Origin of the sequence: Brasilonema octagenarum UFV-OR1 (assembly GCF_963888615.1) — a bacterium.
In the GTDB taxonomy this organism is placed as follows: domain Bacteria; phylum Cyanobacteriota; class Cyanobacteriia; order Cyanobacteriales; family Nostocaceae; genus Brasilonema; species Brasilonema sennae.
In genome coordinates, this window is the sequence record NZ_CAWPKW010000231.1 from 23522 (window position 1) to 46960 (window position 23439).

At 43.0% G+C, this 23439-nt stretch carries 23 protein-coding genes and 1 pseudogene; 13 read left to right on the forward strand and 11 right to left on the reverse strand.

Annotated elements, in window-relative coordinates; genetic code table 11:
• Nucleotides 1-23: 23 nt before the first annotated feature.
• Both ssuC and ssuD read right to left on the reverse strand, forming a co-directional pair.
• Nucleotides 24-806, reverse strand: a complete 783-nt coding sequence (ssuC, locus tag AC5590_RS18595; protein WP_169264985.1) for an aliphatic sulfonate ABC transporter permease SsuC — start codon at nucleotides 804-806, stop codon at nucleotides 24-26.
• Nucleotides 807-830: 24 nt separating this feature from the next.
• On the reverse strand, nucleotides 831-1964 hold the full coding sequence (gene ssuD / locus AC5590_RS18600; RefSeq protein ID WP_169264986.1) for an FMNH2-dependent alkanesulfonate monooxygenase: 1134 nt from the start codon (nucleotides 1962-1964) through the stop codon (nucleotides 831-833).
• A 153-nt stretch (nucleotides 1965-2117) separates the two neighbouring features.
• Here ssuD and AC5590_RS18605 point away from each other — a divergent pair, with 153 nt between their 5' ends.
• Nucleotides 2118-2381, forward strand: a complete 264-nt coding sequence (locus AC5590_RS18605; RefSeq protein WP_171976249.1) for a hypothetical protein — start codon at nucleotides 2118-2120, stop codon at nucleotides 2379-2381.
• 72 nt (nucleotides 2382-2453) lie between these two features.
• Here the strand turns inward: AC5590_RS18605 and AC5590_RS18610 are convergent, their stop codons facing one another.
• Nucleotides 2454-3578 (reverse strand): sulfonate ABC transporter substrate-binding protein, encoded by a 1125-nt coding sequence (locus tag AC5590_RS18610; RefSeq protein ID WP_248277220.1) that lies wholly within the window; start codon nucleotides 3576-3578, stop codon nucleotides 2454-2456.
• Nucleotides 3579-3927: 349 nt separating this feature from the next.
• Here AC5590_RS18610 and AC5590_RS18615 point away from each other — a divergent pair, with 349 nt between their 5' ends.
• Together AC5590_RS18615 and AC5590_RS18620 are read left to right on the forward strand one after the other, a co-directional pair.
• Nucleotides 3928-4146 carry a hypothetical protein gene (locus tag AC5590_RS18615; RefSeq protein WP_169264987.1) on the forward strand — a complete coding sequence of 73 codons (219 nt, stop codon included), beginning with the start codon at nucleotides 3928-3930 and terminating at the stop codon, nucleotides 4144-4146.
• A 295-nt stretch (nucleotides 4147-4441) separates the two neighbouring features.
• Nucleotides 4442-5110, forward strand: coding sequence for a Fe2+-dependent dioxygenase (locus AC5590_RS18620; protein WP_169264988.1), 669 nt, complete (start codon nucleotides 4442-4444; stop codon nucleotides 5108-5110).
• A gap of 130 nt (nucleotides 5111-5240) precedes the next feature.
• Here the strand turns inward: AC5590_RS18620 and AC5590_RS18625 are convergent, their stop codons facing one another.
• Together AC5590_RS18625 and AC5590_RS18630 are read right to left on the reverse strand one after the other, a co-directional pair.
• Nucleotides 5241-7085 (reverse strand): WD40 repeat domain-containing protein, encoded by a 1845-nt coding sequence (locus AC5590_RS18625; RefSeq protein ID WP_169264989.1) that lies wholly within the window; start codon nucleotides 7083-7085, stop codon nucleotides 5241-5243.
• A gap of 160 nt (nucleotides 7086-7245) precedes the next feature.
• Nucleotides 7246-8805, reverse strand: a complete 1560-nt coding sequence (locus AC5590_RS18630) for a P-loop domain-containing protein (RefSeq protein WP_169264990.1) — start codon at nucleotides 8803-8805, stop codon at nucleotides 7246-7248.
• Nucleotides 8806-9237: 432 nt separating this feature from the next.
• Between AC5590_RS18630 and AC5590_RS18635 the strand changes: the two genes are divergently transcribed.
• The 9 genes and pseudogenes from AC5590_RS18635 (at nucleotide 9238) to AC5590_RS18675 (ending at nucleotide 15816) form a co-directional block, all read left to right on the forward strand.
• A complete protein-coding gene (locus AC5590_RS18635; protein ID WP_169264991.1) occupies nucleotides 9238-9606 on the forward strand; it encodes a BON domain-containing protein in 369 nt (122 codons plus the stop codon).
• Between the two features lie 334 nt (nucleotides 9607-9940).
• Nucleotides 9941-11060 (forward strand): peptide chain release factor 2 gene (gene prfB / locus AC5590_RS18640; protein WP_169265008.1). Its coding sequence is split into 2 segments (ribosomal slippage): nucleotides 9941-10012 and nucleotides 10014-11060, totalling 1119 coding nucleotides; the frame shifts between segments, so codons are not numbered across the junction.
• 151 nt (nucleotides 11061-11211) lie between these two features.
• The gene (locus tag AC5590_RS18645) at nucleotides 11212-11367 is read left to right on the forward strand and encodes a DUF3285 domain-containing protein (RefSeq protein WP_169264992.1); all 156 of its coding nucleotides are present in this window, start codon (nucleotides 11212-11214) and stop codon (nucleotides 11365-11367) included.
• 36 nt (nucleotides 11368-11403) lie between these two features.
• Nucleotides 11404-11931 (forward strand): rRNA maturation RNase YbeY, encoded by a 528-nt coding sequence (gene ybeY / locus AC5590_RS18650; protein ID WP_169264993.1) that lies wholly within the window; start codon nucleotides 11404-11406, stop codon nucleotides 11929-11931.
• A 141-nt stretch (nucleotides 11932-12072) separates the two neighbouring features.
• Entirely contained in the window at nucleotides 12073-12552 is a 480-nt protein-coding gene (locus tag AC5590_RS18655) for a diacylglycerol kinase family protein (RefSeq protein WP_169264994.1), read from the forward strand.
• Between the two features lie 188 nt (nucleotides 12553-12740).
• Nucleotides 12741-12959: pseudogene (locus AC5590_RS18660) on the forward strand (glutamine amidotransferase-related protein); the annotation flags it as partial.
• Between the two features lie 12 nt (nucleotides 12960-12971).
• Nucleotides 12972-13742 carry an MBL fold metallo-hydrolase gene (locus AC5590_RS18665; RefSeq protein WP_169264995.1) on the forward strand — a complete coding sequence of 257 codons (771 nt, stop codon included), beginning with the start codon at nucleotides 12972-12974 and terminating at the stop codon, nucleotides 13740-13742.
• Nucleotides 13743-13915: 173 nt separating this feature from the next.
• Nucleotides 13916-14038: a DUF8629 family protein gene (locus AC5590_RS18670; RefSeq protein WP_495834563.1), complete on the forward strand. Its 123-nt coding sequence runs from the start codon at nucleotides 13916-13918 to the stop codon at nucleotides 14036-14038.
• Between the two features lie 104 nt (nucleotides 14039-14142).
• Nucleotides 14143-15816: an MBL fold metallo-hydrolase gene (locus AC5590_RS18675; RefSeq protein WP_169264996.1), complete on the forward strand. Its 1674-nt coding sequence runs from the start codon at nucleotides 14143-14145 to the stop codon at nucleotides 15814-15816.
• A gap of 132 nt (nucleotides 15817-15948) precedes the next feature.
• Here AC5590_RS18675 and AC5590_RS18680 read toward each other — a convergent pair whose 3' ends face one another.
• From AC5590_RS18680 to AC5590_RS18695, 4 genes are all read right to left on the reverse strand, one after another.
• Nucleotides 15949-16209: a DUF6679 family protein gene (locus AC5590_RS18680; RefSeq protein WP_246163144.1), complete on the reverse strand. Its 261-nt coding sequence runs from the start codon at nucleotides 16207-16209 to the stop codon at nucleotides 15949-15951.
• Nucleotides 16127-16441 (reverse strand): hypothetical protein, encoded by a 315-nt coding sequence (locus AC5590_RS18685; protein ID WP_246163502.1) that lies wholly within the window; start codon nucleotides 16439-16441, stop codon nucleotides 16127-16129. The genes AC5590_RS18680 and AC5590_RS18685 overlap by 83 nt, the downstream gene beginning before the upstream one ends.
• Before the next feature lie 509 nt (nucleotides 16442-16950).
• Nucleotides 16951-17751, reverse strand: coding sequence for a Nif3-like dinuclear metal center hexameric protein (locus tag AC5590_RS18690; RefSeq protein WP_169264998.1), 801 nt, complete (start codon nucleotides 17749-17751; stop codon nucleotides 16951-16953).
• A gap of 232 nt (nucleotides 17752-17983) precedes the next feature.
• A complete protein-coding gene (locus AC5590_RS18695; RefSeq protein ID WP_169264999.1) occupies nucleotides 17984-18400 on the reverse strand; it encodes a secondary thiamine-phosphate synthase enzyme YjbQ in 417 nt (138 codons plus the stop codon).
• A gap of 346 nt (nucleotides 18401-18746) precedes the next feature.
• Here AC5590_RS18695 and AC5590_RS18700 point away from each other — a divergent pair, with 346 nt between their 5' ends.
• A complete protein-coding gene (locus AC5590_RS18700; protein WP_169265000.1) occupies nucleotides 18747-20603 on the forward strand; it encodes a hypothetical protein in 1857 nt (618 codons plus the stop codon).
• A 184-nt stretch (nucleotides 20604-20787) separates the two neighbouring features.
• On the opposite strand, the gene AC5590_RS18705 is transcribed toward AC5590_RS18700, so the two are convergent.
• Together AC5590_RS18705 and AC5590_RS18710 are read right to left on the reverse strand one after the other, a co-directional pair.
• Nucleotides 20788-21870, reverse strand: coding sequence for a glycosyl transferase (locus tag AC5590_RS18705; protein WP_169265009.1), 1083 nt, complete (start codon nucleotides 21868-21870; stop codon nucleotides 20788-20790).
• A 329-nt stretch (nucleotides 21871-22199) separates the two neighbouring features.
• Complete coding sequence (locus AC5590_RS18710; RefSeq protein ID WP_211178426.1) at nucleotides 22200-23420, reverse strand: S8 family peptidase; 1221 nt, start codon at nucleotides 23418-23420, stop codon at nucleotides 22200-22202.
• Nucleotides 23421-23439 lie beyond the last annotated feature (19 nt).

Sequence of the window (23439 nt, forward strand, 5' to 3'; positions counted from 1 at the left end):
AAAAAACTCCTATCAACTTTGGGTTAGAGATTTTGGTAACTAGGATGCCAAGAAAGCAATTTCTTTTCTAAAAATTTTGCAAATACATCTGCTAACTTTCCTAACAATGCATAGAGTAGAATGCTCAAGACGACTACATCCGTTTGCATAAATTCACGAGCATTCATGGCCATATAACCGATCCCAGAGTCATAAGAAATTGTCTCAGCAACAATCAGAGTCAACCACATAACTCCCAAAGCGTAACGTACGCCAATCAAAACTGAGGGCAATGCGCCAGGAAAAATGATTTCCCAAAACAAAGACCAAGGCTTGAGTCCGTATACTTTTCCCATCTCAATCAAGTTTGGATCAACGGTTCGGACACCATGAAACGTATTTATATAAATGGGAAACGATACACCGATCGCAACCAAAAAAATCCTCCCTTCTTCTCCAACTCCAAACCATAAGATAACCAAGGGAATCATGGCTAAATGCGGAATGTTACGCAACATTTGAATCGGTGTATCTAACAACTTTTCTGCTATGGGAAGGATGCCATTTAATAATCCCAAAACAAAAGCAATGCTACCACCAATTAAAAACCCAAGAACTGCCCGTTGTGCGCTAATGCCAAGGTGAAAAAAAAGTTCTCCCGATTTAGCAAGACGAATTCCTGCCAGGAAAACATTTGTGGGAGCAGGTAATACTCTTTGAGAAACAAAACCAAATTGCACAAGTAACTGCCAAACGACAACTAACAGAAGAGGGACGCACCAAGGAGCTAATCTATCGAAGTATGGCTTGAGAAATTTGATTTTCATTATCCAGGTCCCTTGGACTATCTGTTATTGCTGTTTTGGAAAGTTTTCAAAGCCAATAAGTTCGCCAACAGGACTGAACATTTGTGTTTGATTTATATTAGACGGTTTTTGCAGCGGTAGGCGAGGAAATAGTAATTCAGCAACTCGATAGGCTTCTTCTAAGTGAGGATAACCAGAAAGAATAAAGATATCAATTCCCAGTTTTGCATACTCCTCCATTCTGGCAATGACGGTGTCAGAATCTCCTACCAAAGCGGTACCAGCACCACCGCGCACTAAGCCGACTCCTGTCCATAAGTTGGGGCTGATTTCTAGTGCTTTGCGATCGCCATTGTGCAGCTGCGTCATCCGGCGCTGTCCTTCAGAATCCATTCTGGCAAAGATTTTTTGTGCATTGGCGATCGCCTCATCACTCACATATTTAATCAGATCATTTGCTGCGTCCCAAGCTTGAGTTTCAGTATCCCGCACAATAACATGTAGCCGAATACCAAAGCGTAGAGTTCTGCCCTGTTCTGCTGCTAATTTACGCACAGATGCAATTTTTTCTGCCACTTGTTGCGGTGGTTCTCCCCAAGTCAGATAGACATCAACATGCTTAGCAGCAATCTGTTGTGCAACAAATGACGAACCTCCAAACCATAAGGGTGGATGAGGTTTTTGTACAGAAGTAAATAATAGTTTACCACCTTTTATCTGGAAATACTTCCCACTAAAGTTAATTTCTAAACCACTTGAAATGTCTTTCCACACTCTCAAAAATTCGTCGGTTAATTCATAACGCTCATCATGAGAAAGATGCACGCCATCCCCTGCCAATTCTACGGGATCACCACCAGTTACAACGTGAATTTGCAAGCGTCCGTTAGATACGCGGTCAAATGTCGCTGCCATTCGTGCTGACAATCCAGGAGACATTAACCCAGGACGGATTGCAATCATAAAACGCATTTGACGAGTCACAGCAATCAGAGACGAAGCCAATACCCAAGCATCTTCACAAGAGCGTCCAGTGGGTAGCAAAGCCCCAGAAAATCCCAAATTATCTACAGCTTGAGCAATTTGCTGAAAGTAAGAAAAATTACATTCGCGACCACCAATTGCTGTTGCTAAATAACGACCATCTCCATGTGTTGGAATAAACCAAAGTAATTCCATGTTCCTCTGTGCTCATTATTAATTACGTTTTTATAGCAGTCTTCTTTGAGTTGTAAAATTCATGATTATGAACGTCCTTAGTTATTTGTCTTTTTTTTCTACTTTTAACTAAGGACACTAGACTTTTTACAGCCTCAATCGAATATTTCACAAATGCGAGTTGTGCCCGTTGCGGCTCAGGATTTAGGATTACTATATCTGTTTGAACTACTAAAACAATCAAACATTTCCATCTATTCTGAATACCACGCTATAGCAGTTTTATTTGATGAGTGGCTTGCATTCATACGCATCATCTCACCCCATATTTATGCGTCAAAATTATTTGTCTCACGCTTACGAATACATGAATTTGAGCATAATGACTGGGCTGAAATTATTGAGCCACTTAGTTATAGCAGTTGCCAGGTAGATTAAGACATGAACTAATGAGAAAATACCAACACTACGATACTTTCACATGCCTGTTAAGCGTTCGTTGCTATATCACTATTTAGGTTTCCAAACAGCATCTGCTACTTTGATTTGTTTGGGTATTAATTTCTGACTTAAGAAAGTATCAGCAACTTTTTGTTGCTCTGCAACCACTTCATTGCTAAAGGGTAGTACATCGTAGCGTTTGCGGCGAGTTTCTGCTAACTCTAACGAAGCAACATCAATACCCATTTGCGGCGATAATACTTCAGCAACTTGGCGGTGATTTTTCTTTGCCCACTTCCCTACCTTGTCAACTGATTCGAGAATTTGCTTGACAAGCTGTGGGTTTGCGTCCGCAAAGCTTCGCGACGTCACATAAAATTCCCTCCATGACGCCAAACCCTTAGCATCTCTTAATATCCGCGCTCCTCCACTCTTTTGAGCTGCTGCTAGAAATGGGTCCCATATTCCCCAAGCATCAATCTTGCCTTGTTCAAAGACAGCACGAGCATCTGCTGGAGAAAGATAAGTCGGCTGAATGTCACTGTACTGTAATCCTGTAGATGACAACGCTTGCACCAACAAGAAATGAGCGCTTGAACCTTTAGCAACGGCAACTTTTTTACCTTTGAGGTCGGCTAGAGTCTTAATTGGCGAATTATTGCGAACTAGAATTGCTAAACCTTCTGGACTTGCTGAAGAGTTACCAACATACACCAGTGGAACACCAGCTGATTGAGCAAATACTGGTGGTCCCTCACCTACAGCCGCGAAGTCGATACTGTTTGCATTCAAGGCTTCCATCATCGGAGGACCAGAGGGAAATTCTAGCCACTTGACACTAACCCCAGAAGGGGACAATTGTTTTTCTAAAGTGCCTTGTTGCTTCACCAAAGCGAGAACTGCAGATTTTTGATAACCCATCCGCACAACGTTAACAGCAGCGATTGAAGTATTCGCTCCAGGATTCGCACCAGAATTTTGAGTAGAACTTTTTGCATAACTCGGACTAAAAGCAGAAAAGCTCAAACTTAGGCACAAACTAAAAGTAAATAGCACAGCAAAAATTTTGGCTGAATCTAGCTTCAGTACCTTGATAGATTGACGAAAAAAACTTGTGATGCTTGAAAGCAGCTTTAAGATAATGAAAAGATTCATAGCTCCACCACAACCCTGATTATATTGAGATTCTCGCATGGTAGACGTAAAAATCTATCATCGAATTTGATAGTTTCTGTAGCCTGTTGAATATTTTATTGAAAACACAAAATTGCAGGTGCAGCATTGACGACTCCCGCCATCATAGTATTATGTTGATTGAATGTTATAAACTGTAGAAAAAATATTTAGTTGCTAACTCAACCACGTACGTAAACTGAAATGATACAGAGTGTAACGGGTTTCTCTTTTTGTGCGTTTTAGAGGTGGCGTGTTCATAGAGTATTTTGTCTCTAGCAAAAATTAAGTGCTTGTTTATCGTTTGTAACTGCCTGATTTTGTACAATTAACAATGTGCAATTATTCACAAGCAACTAGGGAGTCTATTATGGGTTCTAAAAAAGCAATTGCATTATTTCTTGCCCTAGGTCTCGTAGGTACTACTGCTGCCTGTAGCCCAGCAAACGATGCTGGGGAAGGGGGTGAAGGTGGCGAAGGAACGGAAAATACCCCTAAAACGGAACAAACTAAAGCACCTACAAAATCAAATGACGCTGGTGAAGCGGGTGAAGCGGGTGAACGTGGTGAAGGTGGAGAAGGCAAGTAATTACAGCAGAATTCAGAATTCAGCAATTCCTGAGTCAGAAGTAAAAAGGGTTGATAAGTCTGCCTTTTAGATCTCAGTACTGTACTTCATTTATTTGCAATGTGCTGTATTTTGAGTTTTGATGAGAGAAGTTAACTCCTAAAAGTCTAAATGCTATAACGTTGATATTTTTTTTATTTCACAGGTATAAACTGAGAGTACTTTATTCGTTTTTCATGCCATAAATGATAGTTTTTACAGGTTAATAAACAAAATTATTTTGATAGTTGGAAATAAATAAAAAATACTTATTATCATGATTATTTGTATTGATAATATTCTTAACTCTGAGGAGTTAAAGTTAATTCATTCAAAATTAACAAATTCGGAATTTAGAGACGGCAAAGAAACAGCAGGATGGTACGCAAAAGAAGTTAAAAATAATCTACAACTACCATCAAATGAACTCACAGAAGAAATGAGAAGCATTGTGATGCAAGCACTGCAACGTAATCGCTTATTTCAAGCAGCCGTCAGACCAAAAATTATTCGACCTATCATATTTAGTCGCTATGAACCGGGAATGTACTACGGTTATCATACCGATAATGCCCTGATGGGAAATGAAGTTTTGACTCGTTCTGATGTCTCATTAACTCTATTTCTCAGCTCTCCTAGCAGTTATGTTGGCGGAGAATTGATGATTGATACTTCTTTGGGTGAACAAGTTTTCAAACTAGAAGCAGGTTCGATGATTGTTTATCCATCTTCAACACTGCATCAAGTGACAACTGTAACTGAAGGTACGAGATTTGCCGCTATTAGTTGGGTACAAAGTATTATTCGCGATCCTGGAGAAAGAGAAATTTTATTCGATTTAGAAACTGCACGCGAAGCCCTTTTTCAGAAGCATGGAATAACGCCAGAATTTGACTTGATTTGTAAAACTCATGCCAATTTGTTGCGGAAATGGGCTGATATTTAACAGTTATCAGTTATCAGCTATCAGTTATCAGTTACGCGAACATGTGAATGACGCGTGCAGGACGGTTCACTGTTCACTCTTCGGGTTTGCCAATTGATTTGGGTTGGGGATCGAAGTAGAGTGTTCATGGTTACGTCTGCATCCCTTCAAGGCGGAGGAAATGTATACGTCCTGTTACTTCGCCTGCTACAATTGTCATTCCATCGTGTGCAACCGTACAGCAACGTAACACACCATCCCCAGTGAAACTAGCAATGACCTGCGCCGTTTCCAGATTCCAAACTTTGATTGTGTTGTCCCATGAACCAGAAATCACGTGCTTGCCATCAGGAATGACAGCGACTGCAATAACTGAGTTGCTATGACCAGTGAGGGTACACTTTTCCTCCCCCGTTTCTAGATTCCAGACTTTGAGTGTATTGTCACCTGAACCAGAAATCACCTGGTTGCCATCAGGGGTGACAGCAACTGCAATAACCCAGCTGCTATGACCAGTGAAGGTAGACTTGTGCTGTCCCGTTTCCAGATTCCAGACTTTGAGTGTCTTATCCCTGGAACCAGAAATCACCTGCTTGCCATCAGGGGTGACGGCGACTGCATAAACTGAGTCGCGATGACCAGTGAAGGTAGACTTGTCCTGTCCCGTTTCCAGATTCGAGACTTTGAGTGTGTTGTCCCTGGAACCAGAAATCACCTGCTTGCCATCAGGGGTGAGTGCGACTGCTTCAACCCAGCTGCTATGACCAGTGAAAGTAGACTTGTGCTGTCCCGTTTCCAAATTCCAGACTTCAAGTGTGTTGTCCCTGGAACCAGACATCACCTGCTTGCCATCAGGGGTGATAGCGATTGCTTCAAACCAGCTGCTATGACCAGTGAAAGTAGACTTGTGCTGTCCCGTTTCCAGATTCCAAACTTTGAGTGTGTTGTCCCTGGAACCAGAAATCACCTGCTTGCCATCAGAGGTGACAGCGACTGCATAAACCCTGGAGCTATGACCGGTGAGAGTAGACTCCTCCTGTCCCGTTTCCATATTCCAAACTTTGAGTGTCTTGTCACCTGAACCAGAAATCACATGCTTGCCATCAGGGGTGAGTGCGACGGCTTCAACCCAGTGGCTATGACCAGTGAGGGTAGACTTCTCCTGTCCCGTTTCCAGATTCCAGATTTTGAGTGTATTGTCATTTGAACCAGAAATCACGTACTTGCCATCAGGAGTGACGGCGACTGCATTAACCCATCTGCTATGACCAGTGAGGGTAAACTTCTCCTGTCCAGTTTCCAGATTCCAGATTTTGATTGTCTTGTCCCCTGAACCAGAAATCACGTGCTTGCCATCAGGGGTGAGTGCGACTGCATTAACTGAGTTGCTATGACCAGTCAGGGTACACATCTCCTGTCCGGTTTCCAGATTCCAGATTTTGAGTGTGTTGTCCGATGAACCAGAAATCACGTGCTTGCCATCAGGGGTGAGTGCGACTGCATTAACCGAGGCGCTATGACCAGCGAGAGTGCGGATTAACCGTCCCCCTGGCGACGTTAAGTTAGGGGTCAACGGACGCAACCAAGGGGTAGCTTTGCACTGTTTTGCTACCTCCAGCATTGCCTGAATCTCAGGCATTTCAAAAGACATCAAACGCCCCAATAATTGCTCTACCAGTTGCGTTTTATCCTTACATAAAACATGCGCTGACAGTTTCAGCGCTCCTTGAATCAATTTCAGCGCTTTTACCTTATGGGGGTTGTACTCTGGATTTGTTAAAACTTCTGGATCATCAACAAAATCATAATCATTAATCAATGGATCTACCCCAAACTCAGGATGGTTAATCTTTTCTGCTATGAACTTAAAATGAGTCAGGAGATTGTAATACTTTTCTAAGTTTCCTGACTGCACAAGATTATAGGGAAATCTGCTGAGATAAGCTTTTTGTAAGTAGGATTTTTTTGATGTTAATTTGTGAGCGATTTCGACCATTTCTTGTCGTTTTATTATTTAATATATGAGCTAAGTAATCTCGTTTCTAGGTTCTACCTAGAAATGCAGTTCTAGGCGGCTCTGCCGCTTTCTAAGGGAGGCAGAGCCTCGCAATAGGCATTCCCAGTCTGAGACTGGGAACGAGGTAAATCTTGTTTTCTCAAGCCATCTGCCTTTCCCAGTAATCAACAATACGTTGATTAACTTCCTTAAATAGCTTCCGCTTTGAATCCAAAACCCGTTTTTTCTTCAAAAAATCTAGAAAACTAGCATGATAAATGCTATAGCAAATTTCCTCGTCAATTTCTTGCGGCTTTAAAAACTCAATCAATTCCTTCAAAACCTCTTCTACCTCATAGATATCTTGCTCTGCAATATCCGCTATCATCTCTAAGGGAATCGGTGTACCAATCTCCGCTAAAATAAACAGGATAATCACCCTTAATTCCTTGGGTGCTGTATTCATCCCCATTTGTACCCAATCTTGTTGATAACAGTCTTCAAGACCATCGGGCAATTGATTTAAGGTTAGGTCATTATAAAAACCGCGAGCAATTCCTGGTAAAATATACCGCAGGTACATAAAATTATTTTCGCTTTTTTGTGCTACCTGCTCAATAAACGTTGGATCATTGATATTGCGATCGCGTATCCACTTTTTCAAATCATAGTCTTCATTAAGAAATAACTGAATATACTCTTTCACATCATCATGGCTCAAATCTTTATACTCATTTGCCCTTAAATCCAACTCCTGCATCGGAACACCAGGAGAAACAGATAACCGCTTTGTCTCTTTAGTATAGTGTCGTCTCGTGAGCAGGAAATAAACTTGTTCTGGAAGCGCCGTAGGTAAATATAAAAGATTCTCCCCTGGTTCTTGCTCCACTTCATCAAGCGCATCAACCACAATCACCAGACGTTCGTTAGAGAGAAGTTTTTTACTCACTTTTTCCAGTAAAGTTGGCAAATCAGCTTTCTCCGAATTCTGCAACTGGTAACGCTTAATCAGTTGTTGACGAATACTTTCTAAAAACTGTTCAGGTCGATTTCGACCTTCAGCGCGAATATTAAAATAGCAAGGAGACTTGTGGTCAAAAACGTATTTAGCAGCAATAGTGCTTTTCCCGCTTCCCGGATCCGCTATAACTGTAAAGTAACCGTTAGGGTTGTCTTTCAAGAATTGAGCAAAAGCATCAAAAACAAATTCACGACCACAAAAAAACCGATTTTTTTCTTTTATTAATGATTTAAACTCCTCTGGATACTCATCCATATTCCAGTCTGGGTAAGGCTGAAATTCAGATGATCTCGTACGTTGTGCAACTTCGATAAAAACTCTGCCAAACTCTTCTAACTCAGTCTGTATTTCAATTCCCGCTTCTCGTATCTCATTCCCTAAAGTGTTCCAATTCAGAAATTTTCTGACTTCCTTTAAAAAACCTAATGGATTCCTTGAAGTATAAGCTTGCCAAAAAGCATTTTTAATCTCTTTTTCTCTAAAAAGCTTCAGAATTGGCTCTGGCTTATACACCCCATACTCTACTAAAGCGTAAGCATAAACACCATCAACATCTTTAGGGGGTTGTGTTGGATCAAGTTTCAAACTTTTTAAAACTTGGATCACAGCTTCATTACGCTGAGCGTTTTTGATGACTTGCTTTCCAACAGAACCGGCAAAAGGTTTAATCGCACTCATTACGGAATCAATATTTATCATTTTTCATATTCGGTATCACTTAACACTTGTCACTTATTCTAAACTGTGCATTAGAAGTGCGTCGGTGAGAAGTGGATTGGTGAGAAGTGCGATACGCGGAGCGTCAAGCCTCCGGCTTATCGCCACTCAGCAGTCAGCGCAAAAAACATAAAACCACTACAATTTTTATTCGTACTAACCAGTAAATTCCCCTCTCCTTAATAAGGAGAGGGGTGCCCGTCAGGGCGGGGTGAGGTGAGACTACCAGCGTAACGCACTGGCTTCTCTGCGCCTGGTGCGGTTCATTAAACAAACCCTCCGACAGAGAGATTATAAATTTACCCCCAAAGCAGTAATTAATAATACAGCATATATTTTTCCAGGCAGATGTCGCCATTTATCCAGCCTTCTATATTCAAATGTAATGAAACCCTGAGAGGAGGCAATAGTATTATGGGCTGGTTAAAAAGACTTTTTGGAATGGAGAAACCTCAAGAAGCACAAGTCAATCCAGAACCACAACCTGTAGAACAAGCGCAGCAAACTGCTGCTCCTGCTGCGACAGTTCAACAAGTTCCCCCAGAACGCGTAGGATTGAATGGAGAATATGACCAGAGCGGTTTGGCAAAGCGCGTGGCACTTGCATTTGACCAAGACCAACAATTAGATGATATAGAAACTCTGTGGGTAGCTCAAACAGGTGGCACTGTAGTGCTCAAAGGCAAAGTTCCCAGCCAAGACATTCTCAACAAGATGGTTTCTGTCGCCCGTTCCGTTAATGGTGCGACTGCGGTTGACAGCAATCAAGTTACCGTCGGCTAAAGGTTTTTCATCAGGTGGGTATAACAAAATATTACCCACCCGACAAAATTTCTACGCCCCCAGATCTGGTACAACCCAAAGTCTCCTGCATAGTGCTAGTTCATAATTCATCATTATGACTACTCAGTTGTGTAGAGTCCAAGGGCGCAGCCCATTGTTTACTTCGGTCAAGGTTGTCAAGAATCAGTAAAATTAATGTAAAATTTGTTACGCTACAAATGCCGCACAGGTCTATATTTGCTAAAGTAAAAACAAATAAAATAGAGAGCAATAGTGCAAAGCAGCCGCCGGGATGCAATTGCACCTTCAAACCGATTATTATCAATTAGGTAGTATGGAAGTCTTAGAACTCAAACGCGAAATCGAAACGTTGTCTGATCGCCTGGGTAAAACCCAGGACTATCTTTGACATACCCGCACTTTCTGCCAAAATTCAAGATTTAGAACAAATAGCAGCTCAACCAGAGTTGTGGAATGACCAAACGCAGGCACAAAAAACACTGCAAGAACTCAACGATGTTAAAGCACATTTGCAACAGTATCACCAGTGGCAAGCGAGTTTGGAAGACACTAAAGCAGTTTTAGAACTGTTGGAGTTAGACACAGATGAAGGGCTTTTGCAAGAAGCTGAGTCTAATGTTGATAAGCTCAAGCGCGAACTAGACCAATGGGAGTTACTCCAGTTGCTTTCTGGTCCTTATGATCAAAAGGGCGCTGTACTCACAATCAACGCAGGGGCTGGTGGTACCGATGCTCAAGACTGGGCAGATATGTTGCTGCGAATGTACACTCGTTGGGGAGAAAAGTATGGCTATAAAGTCAGTTTAAGCGAACTTTCCGAAGGTGATGAAGCGGGGATCAAATCTGCGACTGTAGAAATTACTGGGCGCTATGCCTATGGTTACCTGCGTTCAGAAACAGGCACACATCGTCTAGTGCGGATTTCACCCTTCAACGCCAACGGTAAGCGGCAAACAAGCTTTGCTGGCGTGGAAGTGATGCCCGAGATAGATAACAATATACAGCTAGAAATCCCAGAGAAAGATTTGGAAGTGACCACAACTCGCTCTGGGGGTAAGGGTGGGCAAAACGTTAACAAAGTAGAAACCGCAGTCCGGGTTGTTCACATTCCGACTGGAATAGCGGTGCGTTGTACGGAAGAGCGCAGCCAATTACAAAATAAAGAAAAAGCCCTCGCCCGCTTGAAGGCAAAACTGCTGGTTATTGCTCAAGAGCAACACGCCAAAGAAGTCGCCGAAATCCGGGGCGATATGGTAGAAGCCTCTTGGGGTAACCAAATCCGGAACTACGTTTTTCATCCTTACCAGATGGTGAAGGATTTGCGGACTGCGGAGGAAACAACTGCGATCGCGGATGTAATGAACGGTGAAATCGATATGTTCATCCAAGCCTATTTACGGCAAGAGAACCAGTTGGTAGAAGCTTCTGCATAACTAAAATCCGCGAAAGTCTGGGAGTGTGGGAAGAAATCCTTTGTTCGGTGTTTCCCTCCCTCCTTCCCTCCTTTCCAAAGGGGACACAATGGCAACTTGGTGCTATAAGAACTGTTACATTATGAGAAGAGTTTGTTAACAAATCATCATTATGAGTGACTCTCGTTCTGCAGAACCTCAACCTTCCTACGTCAAACTCGCCATGCGAAACATGGTGCAAAAGCGTCTGACCTCTTTGAAGCATTTTGTATTAACGATAGTAGGTCTTTTAGCAGTACTTGTAGGTCTGGCTTACTTAACTCGTTAAAGTAGAAAAAAATACGTAAAGGAGACTTTGTAGCTGGTGCAAGTTGAAGTGTATGTGCAGGATTACTATCATGAATCATCCAAGCCAGAAGCTCTGCACTCTGGAGAAAAGGATGCGCATATTACTGTTGAAACTTGGGAAGACTGGTTTGAGTGCTGGTTAGAAATACTACAGCCAAGTATTTCTCCAGCACCTGCTTATGAAGTTGGACTACGTTTAACAAACAACAGTGAAATTCTGACACTCAACCAGCAGTATCGTCATCAAAATAAACCGACAGACGTTTTATCTTTTGCTGCATTAGAGGTAGATGCCCCTGATGTGACAGAAATAGACGCCGAGGAACCGTTATATCTCGGTGATATTGTAATTTCTGTCGAAACTGCTCAACAGCAAGCTCAACAGCAAGAACATCCTTTGCCAACAGAGCTAGCTTGGTTAGCAGCTCATGGGTTATTGCATCTTTTGGGTTGGGATCATCCTGATGATGAAAGTTTGAGCCAAATGCTTAAGCAACAAGTCATATTACTGAAGGCGATAGGTATTGACACTGACTTTGAATAGCAATGACTTACCATTAGAATCTAAGTGTTATTCTGTATTTAATATTTGATATTTTTCTGTTACATATTGCTAATAAGTGCACTATTCTCCTAACATCTGCTGTCTGTTCCCCACCTACTCTGCTGTTTGGTCTTTACACTTATGTCTCAACAAGTCTCATCTCCACCAAAAGCTTCGCTACCGCCAGTACCGGACTGCTTAGAAACGGTTGTTAGTAGCCAACGTCAATTATCGTGGCAAGTTGCCTCTAATTTATTTGTCAGTTTTAAGTATGCTTGGTGCGGAATTAGCTACGCTTTTCAAACACAACGTAATTTTCGCATTCACATTTGTGTTGGAGCTTTGGCAATTACCTTGAGCATTTTCTTGCATCTTAAATCTGTAGAAATCGCTGTGATTGGACTGACAAGCGGTTTAGTTTTGGCGTTGGAGTTGCTGAATACGGCGATCGAGTCAATTGTGGACTTAACAGTTAAACAGACCTACCATGAGTTGGCAAAAATTGCTAAAGACTGCGCAGCAGGTGCTGTGCTTGTCTCTGCCTTGGTAGCAGTGATAGTAGCTGGCACACTTTTACTTCCTCCCCTGTTAGCTTTAGTGTTGGCATCTGTATCATTCTAAGTGCTGGGCAGAAGTGTCTTTTTTCAAGATGACTGAAACTAAAGATGAAAATCTTAGTCGTGAGAATGACTCACAATTATCACAAATTGCCATAAACCAGGAAGAATAACTTTTGATAATAGTTATCGACGGTAACTACGAGAGTTTTATGCGTATCATACAGACGTGGAAATTTTCACCCAAATAGAAATCCGATGACCGCAACCAGGTATCATAGTTTAGTGATTTCGCGTGACACTTGTCCAAATGTGCTAGAAATCACTGCTTGAGTTGAGGATGGCGCAATTATGGAGGTATGACACTGGAACTATCTTCATATTGACGGCGTCCAGTTCATCTATGAAAGTGTCCTGATAACTTCAAGCAAGCAACTACTGCAAAACTTTTACAGAACAATTGCGGTCTAGAGAGAAGAATTCATGAAACGACGACAGTTATTGGGCTATGCAGGAGCCGGATTAGCGACAACATTAGTTACAAGCTTGGGTTCCTCCCTTCAAGCTAATGCCCAATCTGGCGGTTCATTATCAATTCAGTGGCTCGGTCATACTTGCTTTCTATTTACTGGTGGTGGAGTCAGAATTCTCACGAATCCCTTTCGGACTGTTGGCTGTACCGCTCGTTATCGTACGCCAAAGGTTGGGGCTGATTTAGCTCTGATTAGCAGTCAATTGCTAGATGAAGGTGCTGTAGAAAACCTTGTTGGAAATCCAAAGCTTATCTATGAAGCGGGAGTTTACGACTTTAATAACATTAAGTTGCAGGGAATCCCCATAAACCATGACCGTAAAGGTGGCAGGCAATTTGGTGTAAATACGGCTTGGCTTTGGAAGCAAGCGGGAATTAATATCCTTCATTTAGGAGGAGCAGCAGCACCCATTTCCATTGAACAAAAAATCCTTATGGGGCGTCCTGATGTGGCATTAGTGCCTGTAGGAGGAGGTGCAAAAGCTTATAATCCTGAAGAAGCCAGACTTGCAATTCAAACCCTCAATCCCAAAATAGTGATTCCTACCCATTACCGTACACAAGCAGCAGATGCTCCAAACTGCGATATCTCACCTTTGGATGACTTCCTAAAACTCATGAACGCAATGACAGTACGTTCTAGCAGTAGTGACACGATTACTGTCAGCTCTGGTAAATTACCGGAGAAGACTATAATTCAAGTTTTGAGTTATAAGTTTTAGCCGTAGTCCAAAATCAGCCTCACACAAGTCTTATAATAATATTTGTAAAGAGTATATTTACTTATACCATAATTTTCATAAACAATAGTAGATAAAGATTTTCTGGGGATTTCTTGAGATATAGAAATCACTCTATTAAGATCAGAAAGTCTTTCGTAAACGGCAACAAACACATGGATGTAAAGCTGGTTTTAGCTGCACTAACAATTGTCTTCACAGTTTCGTGCTTGTTCTTTGGTACGAAAAATGGATTCTACGATTCGGATAACTATCATGGGAATGGCTCAGCCCACTGAAGCCACAAAAAACAATCAGCACCGCCCCTAATCCGTAACTTAGAAGAATTTTTATTACCCATTGGGCAAATGTCCATAAAAATGAGCTTAGAGGGGAAAAGAGCATGAGCGATCGCCTGTCAGTATCCTTCAGATTTGATGCGGGGGAGACGGCGAGTGAACTAGAATGTTTGCCTTTTGGGGTTCATCACGATGATGAAGGTGTTTGTCTATTAATACGGATGGGACCACATCGCATTTTGCTTGACTGTGGTTTGGCGGATATCTCAACTCTAGTGAACAGATTTCAAAAATCGGCACCTCGAGGAAGTTCGCCGTTACCAGCAGATTTTGTCCTGGTGAGTCATGCGCATCCAGACCATGCTAGAGGATTGTTAGCTCTGCATAAGGCATTTCCGCTGTTACCAATATACGCCAGCGAAGTGACTAGCAAGTTGCTGTCTCTAAATTGGCAGGAGCAAGCTCCCCAGGAAGTACCATCATTTTGTCAAGCGTTGCCATTGCGATCGCCTGTAGAATTCAAAGATGGTCTGGTAGCAGAAATAATTCCTGCAGGTCACCTACCAGGGGCGGTAGCAATTCTACTCACGTATACCACAAAAGAGCGCTCTTACAGGCTACTGTATACGGGCGACTTTTTTTTATCCAATTCGCGGCTTGTAGAAGGTTTACGTTTGGAAGAATTGCGGGGAATAGAGTTGGATGTGCTGATTATTGAAGGAAGCTATGGAACTTCCCGTCATCCCCACCGCCGGACTCAAGAAAATCAACTTGCTGAGAGAATTAACCGAGCGATCGCAGAGCGTTGTTCTGTGCTACTTCCGACACCAACTTTGGGACTCGGTCAAGAACTGCTGATGCTTTTACGCAGTCATCACCATTTCACAGGAAGAGATTTAGATATCTGGGTTGATCGTAGTGTCGCCGTTGGATGTGACGCTTACCTGGAATTGCTATCCCATCTTCCCCCTTCGGTACAAAACTTTGCTCGCCATCAACCCCTATTTTGGGATGAACGGATACGCCCACGTGTACGGCGGATGCAGCCACAACAGATCCCTGATCTTAGCAGCCCTTGTATTATCCTTACTGACTCCACGGCTGATTTAAGCGAATACTGCCAAAAAGGCACAGGCTATTGGCTCACCCTTGTTCCAGAAAAAACCAATATAAAAATTCACGACCAATACTCACGCCTAATGACCGTCGAAACCTATCTTCTTGCTCAACATAGTGACGGTCCAGGGACAACCAAACTCATTCATAATTTGCGACCGCAGCACGTCATCTTCGTCCACGGTTCTCCTACTTATTTAGCAGACCTAACAAGCCTAGAAGAGTTACAGAATCGTTACCATTTGCATTCTCCCGCAGCTGGCACACTTGTGGAACTGCCTATTGGTGAAACATTTTTACAACCAGCTGCCCCAGAAACAAATTATGAAGGTGAACTGACGGAATTAGGAACTGTAGTCACAATCACTCTACCCGATGCAATCACTGCCGACCCCCGGTGGCGACACTTTGCGGATACAGGTTTAATTGAAGCCCGATGGCAAGGCGAAGATCTGGTCTTACGGGGACTATCGCAAAGAGAACTGCTGAACCAAAATAGCGATCGCTTTACCTGGTCTGATCTTGAGTGCTGCGGTACTTGCCGACATCAAAGGGGACAGAGGTGTTGGAATCCTGCGTCTCCACTGTATAATTTCAAAGTCACTCTTGAAGGTTACTGTCCTGCATTTGAACGCAACATCGAAAAGAGTCCTGAGTCTTGAGTCCTGAGTGTGTCAGTTTCAACAGATAAGTGCTGAGTTATTAGCATGCGAATTTCCTAAATTTTACTCAGCACTTAAGTGTTGCTAGGAGCAAGGGGTTCGACTCTTCAAGGACTGAACCCCCAGCACTGATTACTCTGGGTTTGAATCAGTAAAACGATTACGGATACGTTCAGCTTCTGGACAGTCTTCAGTTAAAAGAGGTTCTACGTTACCGCGTGGCACTGAAGCTAATTTTTGCGTTACAGCGCCAATGCTTTCAAGGCGAACCATTTCCTCCCAAGAACAAACTTCGTCTTCTTCTTCTGTTTCATAACGTAGGGTGACCAAATCTCCCTCTATATCGGTGATGCGGGCACGCTCGATCCAGCGTTGCTGGTCCCGCAAGAACACACAGACCTCCCGCCCGTCGCAACACAATTGATAAATCTTGCGGTGTAGCATCTACTGCTTCTGCCTTTTTATACTTAGTTAAATCTGTCAACAACATCTGGGCTTTTCCCCCAGCATATAATACCCCTTTATGGTTCGTTAAGTGAACCAAGCCAAGGTATCTTTCTTGACCCAAACCAGGAATTCGTTTTTCCTTGTCTGCTTTGTCAGCTTTTTGGACTAAAAAGTTCACGGTTACTGCACCAGCTAAACTTCATTTTTGTCGGGTCATTCAAAAAATGTTTACTTCATAGAAGTCACAGATTTCGGGATTTTTCCTGGCAAAGACAAGATGAATTGGTGAGTGGTGACAAGCATTATGTAATATTTTATACTCCAAAACAAACGTTAGTTGCGGTTGTTTGAATTGCCTGCTTATAGTCCTTGACATCGCTGGGAAGTCTGGGGACTTTGCTTTACTTTTACCCCTATGTAGTTGATCTTAGCTTATTCTCTTGTAACCTTGATGGTTTTAAACAACAACACCTGAAGTTTACATTCTTTGGTGAATATCAGCTTCTACTACACAAAGCAAGCTTTGGGGAGATCCATAAAAATAACTCTCCAGCCTGAGCGTGCCTTCGGCAAAGCCGAACGTGGTTGATCGTGGGCGTAGTCGGTTATTCGTTTTAATAAGGGGCTTTGATTTATTTACGCTTAAGTGCTTTGACACTTTTGCTATATCAGTTTTGTTTATCATAATTAATAAAGCAATCTAAAATCCTCATCTTGTTGACTTAGCTGTACCGAATCTAGGTTTAAATCTTGAAACTTTTGCACCAGGCGATCGCATGCTGGACGTTCTGTAGCATAGTGTCCGGCGTCAATCAAAATCACACCGCGATCACGGCTTTCCTGAAACTGATGGAACTTACAGTCAGAAGTCAAGTAGGCTTGAGCACCTGTTTTTACAACCGCTGAAAGATAACTGGCTCCTGAACCACCCAAAACAGCAACTCGGGAAATCGCCTGCTTTAAATCTACCACTGGAGAGGAAATCAGATGAGAAGGTGCGAGTCGGGTTTGAATGATTGTGAGTAACTCTTTTAAAGCTATAGACTGATCTAAATTTCCAACGCGTCCGTATCCTAATCCTGCTTGAGTGGGTACAACAGGAGAGACTTCCTTAAGTTCTAGAATTTGAGCCAAAACGTCAGCAGTTCCATCATCTACTTGGTCGAAATTTGTATGAGCAGTGTAAATACCAATATTGTAGGTAAACGCTAACCGTGCCATTTCGCCGATGGCGTCGCCACAACGTAAGGACTTGGGGGGACTAAAAATCAAAGGATGGTGGGCAAAAATTAGATTCACCGGGATACCAGCATTTTGGAGGGCGATCGCTTCTTGCATCACAGCCAAAGTTGGTGTCAAACAAACCAAAACACGTGCACTTTCTTGCAAAACTCCTGGCTCAATTTGCCAGCCACAATTATCCCAGCTTTCTTGCCAAGCCGGATTTGCCCATTTTTCAAACCAGGTTATGAAATCAGCTATTTTCATTAGTCATTAGTCATTAGTATTAAACTATAGGATTCCTATCTGATTTTTGCTCAGTTAGGTACAATTTATCTTTTTTATTCCCTGTTCCGGTTCGGCTACGCTCACGGCGAGCCTATTAAGAGCGATGGACTGCGCCGCCCTGACTAGCACTCTTGCTAGTCGAAGTGGCTTGTCGAAGTGTTAACGGCGATGCACTGAGCGTGGTCGTTGTGTTCCCTATTCAAGGTTGCTTTCACGATCCAGAGATATGAATAACCAGTTCTCGTGCGTGATTTCTTTGTCTATGTTCCCAAATATAAATTCCTTGCCAAGTTCCCAGTACTAAGTGACCTCTATTGATCGGAATCATTTCTGATGTATGAGTCAAAACTGTACGGATATGTGCTGGCATGTCATCAGATCCTTCAGTATCGTGGATGTACTGGGCTGATTCTGGTACGAGTTTTGCCATAAAATTAGCTAAATCTTCCAGCACATCTGGGTCAGCATTTTCTTGAATCAGCAAACTGGCTGAAGTGTGGCGCAAAAATATAACACATAGTCCTGTTTCAACTCCTGATTCAGCGACTGTATCTTCAATTTTTCGGGTAATGTTATGCAAAGATTTGCCCGTCGTAGAAATCCTCAGTAGCTTTTGGTAGTCAGTCATTTTTGCATTAATGATTATTCATTCCCTAGTCATTCTCTATTTTACCTAAAACAAGCTTACCCCCTGCTCGTTACAAGAGGGTGTCCGTAAGGACTCAGGGCATTGACTTTAAGAAGTGGTGGCAAGAATGACACGGTTAATTACTTGGTATAGGAAAAAGCCGTATAATCCTTTACAATAGTTACCGATAATATTTCCGCGAAAGTTTATTTACACAAAAATAAGCGTAAGCCGCCAAATGCAGGTATTTCAAAGCATCACCAAATCGTTTTTCGTTGTTTTCTACCTACTCGCCAGCTGGCAGTTTAACTTCAACCAACTACTTTTCATTACAGGGAGAGAAGTAATGGCGGCTCCACTCGAATTACTAGGGCAAAACAACACCCTACAGAATAAGATTCAAGCTAAGTTTAACGTGGCTAACCAGGCGTTAGCTGATGGACTAGAACAAAACCAGGAACTTTTAGGTAACACACAACAAACCTTTAGTCAGGCGAACGCGGCGATACGTCAATCGATTGATCCACAACAAGCCACTAGCGCCCACGCACAAGCGATAAGCCGGAGGCAAGACAGCGAGCGTATCGCGCACAAACGGTTGCAAGTCCCGTCAACACTACAAGACTCCACAGCTAACGAAGCACAAAAACCTGTAGAGCACAACTTACAGCCTACTGACAACATCCTTAAGATACAACAAGCCAAGTTAGTTAACGAGGCAAAAACACAAACCCTCTCTAATCAAAGCACAGGCACTTTTGCTTGGAAGTTCATCAAAAACGGAGTTGGTGTTGCTTCCGAGTATTCCGGCGACATCAAAGAGCAACAGCAGATACAGCTAGAGTTAAACAGCCTTCGCCAAAATATCGCCGATATTAACGTCAATGGCGTCGAATGGCTCGTGCAAAACTCAAAGGACGAAAGTGTACAACAAGCGCTAAACATTGAGGGGTTCAACATACCCTCTCAAGGTCTAACCAAAGAGCAAGCGCAACAGTACACCGGGGCTTTACAACAGTTAGTTCTGAGGTACGAGGAACAGGCGACGCTTCTTGAGATGAGAATCAACACGATAGCAGAGAAATACACTCCCTACCGCTTAAACAGACCTCAAGCGCAACAAAAGAAAACATTCCCCCTGAAACTAAAAGCTGCGGAACAAGAAACACAAAGCCTAACGCAGCAAGCAAACCAAGTCAACGAAAACAGACAGCAACGGATTTTGAGTATTCAAAGCCCTTTGAACCAGAATCAAGAACAACCAGCGCGAACCCTTGACTCGTCGTTGAGTATTGGTGGGCATCTTGACTCGAAAATACCAAAAGCAAACACCTTCTTCGCAAACGACACCGTAGATCCTGGCGAGTATTTAGCTGGCTTAAACACAACTAGTAGTGTTGCTCGAAAAGTTCTCACTAATAGAAATTATTGGCAACACTACCCTGACAACGTAAAAACACAGGGAAGTATGAGTATGGCTCAAAACTCCCTAAACGCGGGCAGTCGTTTATATATTCTTGACGACAATGTTGGAAATCAGAACCAATCGGGTTATCCAGATTTAACACAACAGTGGTTTAATTTTCAAGTGCCTGCAAAAAAAGGGTACGTTCCAAACATCGCTTACCCCGAAGACAACATAGACAATACACACGGCTACGCGTATCTTCATAAAAACGTTGCCTTCCGACGAGCGATAAACACTACCGCTAACAAACTCGGTATTCCTGGCTCATGGATAGCGGACGTTATCGCTGTTGAAACTAGTTTCAACCCCAGAGAGTTTCACAGGACTAACTCGTGTGGGTACGGAGGTTTGATAGGTTTTGGCACAGATGACGCACAAGAGTTTGGTACGACGCTTAGACGGATACTTTCGTTACCACCAGAAAGACAGATGACGTACGTCGAAAAGTATTTAAGCAGACCGAACATCAAACGTCACCTAAATAGAGGTGTTGAATACGTAGCAGCTGCTGTTTTCGGTGGTAGGGGACTACTCAACAAACTCATAAAAAATCCATCGAAAGCCTTACGCACAAGCGATGGTTCTATTAACTTACAGATCTATATGCAAAGGTTGGGGCGCGACGTAGGGCGACGCTACGACTTTAACGCCAGACTTACAAAGCCAACTACTTTCGCCAGTTCACTAGACTTACAAAGCAGGGTGCGCATTGTCTCAATAAATCCAGCAAACTAAATGTTTTGCAACTAGCCCCTCATTTTTGTTAGTCCTAACCGGAAAACCTTAAACGTTTGGCGGGTTCCGGAATAATACTTACTGCGATTATTCTTAATAACCCGCCAAATTGGGTAAACGCATCTAAATTAGTCTTAAGAAAAAGTTTTGTTTATGCGTATATGATAAGAATCACAATTTCTCGTTAAGAACTTTGTAAATAATCAACAACAGCATGAGCTATCGTTTCATTTCCATCCTTAGCAATGAGTTGAGATTGCTTCGGTTGATTGGGTGATTGGTTGAGAAAATCCCAAGTTCCTTGGAAAAACTCAGATGGGTTGAGGATTTGATGTTGGTTGTAATTACGAATACCTTCCAATAAAAAAGCGGCTTCTGCAAACTCGTCACGAGTGACTGAAACAATCGGCACGTCCAAACGTGTTGCTTCAGCAAAGGTACTGAAACCAGGTTTAGATACAACTCGCCCACAAATAGGCATAAAATCAACTGGGCGGTATTTTTGGTCAGTAGCTGACACTAAGTTTGGCAAATCTGGGGCAGATTTATCAAGTGTGATAAACTGCCAATCAGGAAATTGCTTGAGGTTCTCGTAGGGAATTTCCTGCAAACCCAATCCACCAAAGGTGAGTAAGATAGTTTTATCTTTTGGGGCTGTGATTCCCCATGTGGATCGTACTTCCTCAGGAGCATAACGAGGAGAACCGCCTGTTAAGCCGACGTCTGTGATATTGTTGAAGGCTTGCATCGGTTCGTGGAAAGGAAGACGAAACAGGCGATCGCACTTCGAGTAACAATCACTTATCCAATCAGCAATGTCTGTAAAACGACTACCCCAATCTCGATAGATAAAGTCAAAGCCAAAGTTACTCATCATCCAACAGGGTATCTTAGCTGCTTTGGCAATTTCGCAAGCGAGGAAGGGGACATCTGCCAAGATAAGATGAACACGATTTTGGCGGATAAAGTTGACTTCAGAAGCAATGATAGAATTTTGATTTTTCTTAATCTCAAGTAACTTTTCTAGAGTTGCAGTCTTATCCATTGTTAAGCTATCTGCTTGCACCACACCTAAATCCATCGCACGGGGACGCTGGATAAAATCGCCTTCTATGTAGCACTCTAGCAACCATCGTGGTGCAGTACTCACTATGATCAGCAGGATTTCTGGACATAACTTTTGAATTGTTGCGGCGACAGCTGCTGCGCGGGTAGCATGACCAAAGCCATGATTGGTAATTGCTATGTATAAAATTGGTCTATCCATTGAAGTCATTGGTTAACCGTGAGCGTTTGCGTAGCGGCCCCTATGCCTAACGGCACGGCTACGCCTATCGGGGCTAGCCGAAGGGTCATTTAGCTAGTTCGGGCAGAAGCTTCACGCCTCCTGTTCCGCTTAGGCGTTGAGATGAATGCCCGGACAATCAAAGCAAGACCCTTAACTAATTTTCCGTGTTGCGGAAATAGAGAGTGGATCAGTGTTTTGATTGTTTCTTTCCGGATTCTAAATTATAGAGAAAGCTGACATTTTTAGAGTCAAAACATAGATCATTAATAGTTCGAGAAAGGCACGAGGGCGCGATTGACTTAACCTATTCAATTGAGTGGTGCCTGTACAAGGCCAGCACCCACATCCAGAGGATTGAAGCCAGCGGCTAACCTGTCTTTCTTGGCTTGACCAATTAATCGAGAACTGAGTTCGAGCCGATTGACAGTGGTATTCTGTTTCAACAGTTTTTCAGCCCAGAGCGCTGCAATACCTGCAACGTGAGGAGTTGCCATGCTTGTACCGTTAAGGTACCGATAGCCGCCTCCTGGTTTAGCTGAGTAAATCTTAACACCCGGAGCCGCAACGTTCGGACCAGTGTTGGAAAAATAGGCAACCTTCAAAGCGTTATTCGGTTCACCTGGCGTTTCAAGCGCTCCGACCGAAATAATTCCATCCGCCGCCGCCGGTGGGGCAACGGATAATATGTAGTTCGGATCAATGTTACGCTTGCTATCGTTCCCGGAGGCTGCAACAATCACAGTACCTTGTTGAAATAGTGCATTGCGAGCATTGACTAGATCAGCTAGCTTATCAAACAAGCGAACATTTGCCCGGTAATTCTCTAGCGCTTTAGAGGTAGCAAGAGGTGCTGGAAAATTTTTCTCCTTCATAAGATTTTCAACCTGAGCTGGAAAATTCATACCCAGTGACATGGAGATGACATGTGCCCCCTGATCTAAACCCCACAGAATAGCTCGATAAATTTGCTCAGTTCCTCCACGCCCTTGCGAATCCAGCACTTTACCAATCAGTGCACGTTGTACGCCTGGTGCCATGCTGAAGCGGTATCCGTTAACGACCTGACCAAAAATGGTACCAGCACAATGGGTACCATGTCCGTTCTTATCCCCGTTGCCTTCACCTGTGAAATCTTGCTCTATCAGTTGAACTCCTTTAAAGGCTTCGTGGTTAGCGTCGATGCCAGTATCCAGAACCGCTACGGTTACGCCCTGACCTGTAAAAGGACTATCGACAGCACCAGTTACACTAACTCCCCACGTTGTTGTTCCAAGCTGATCATGCGTCTGTGCTTCCTCACTCGCAGTTGGCTCAATCAGAGCAACTGGCATAGGTGGAGCAATACTGACAACTTGAGGATCGCGCCGCAGATCGAACAGATCTCGCGTATCGAGTGATTCAATGTCAATGCGGGGAGTGGGTGCTTCCACAGTGCGACTCGCTTCAAGAGTGAAAGAGCGTCCTGAAAAAGGCTCACTTAAATCTACACGACTGGTGTCACGAAGGATAATGTATTGATCTGATTCCATAAAAATGACTCCGATGTGT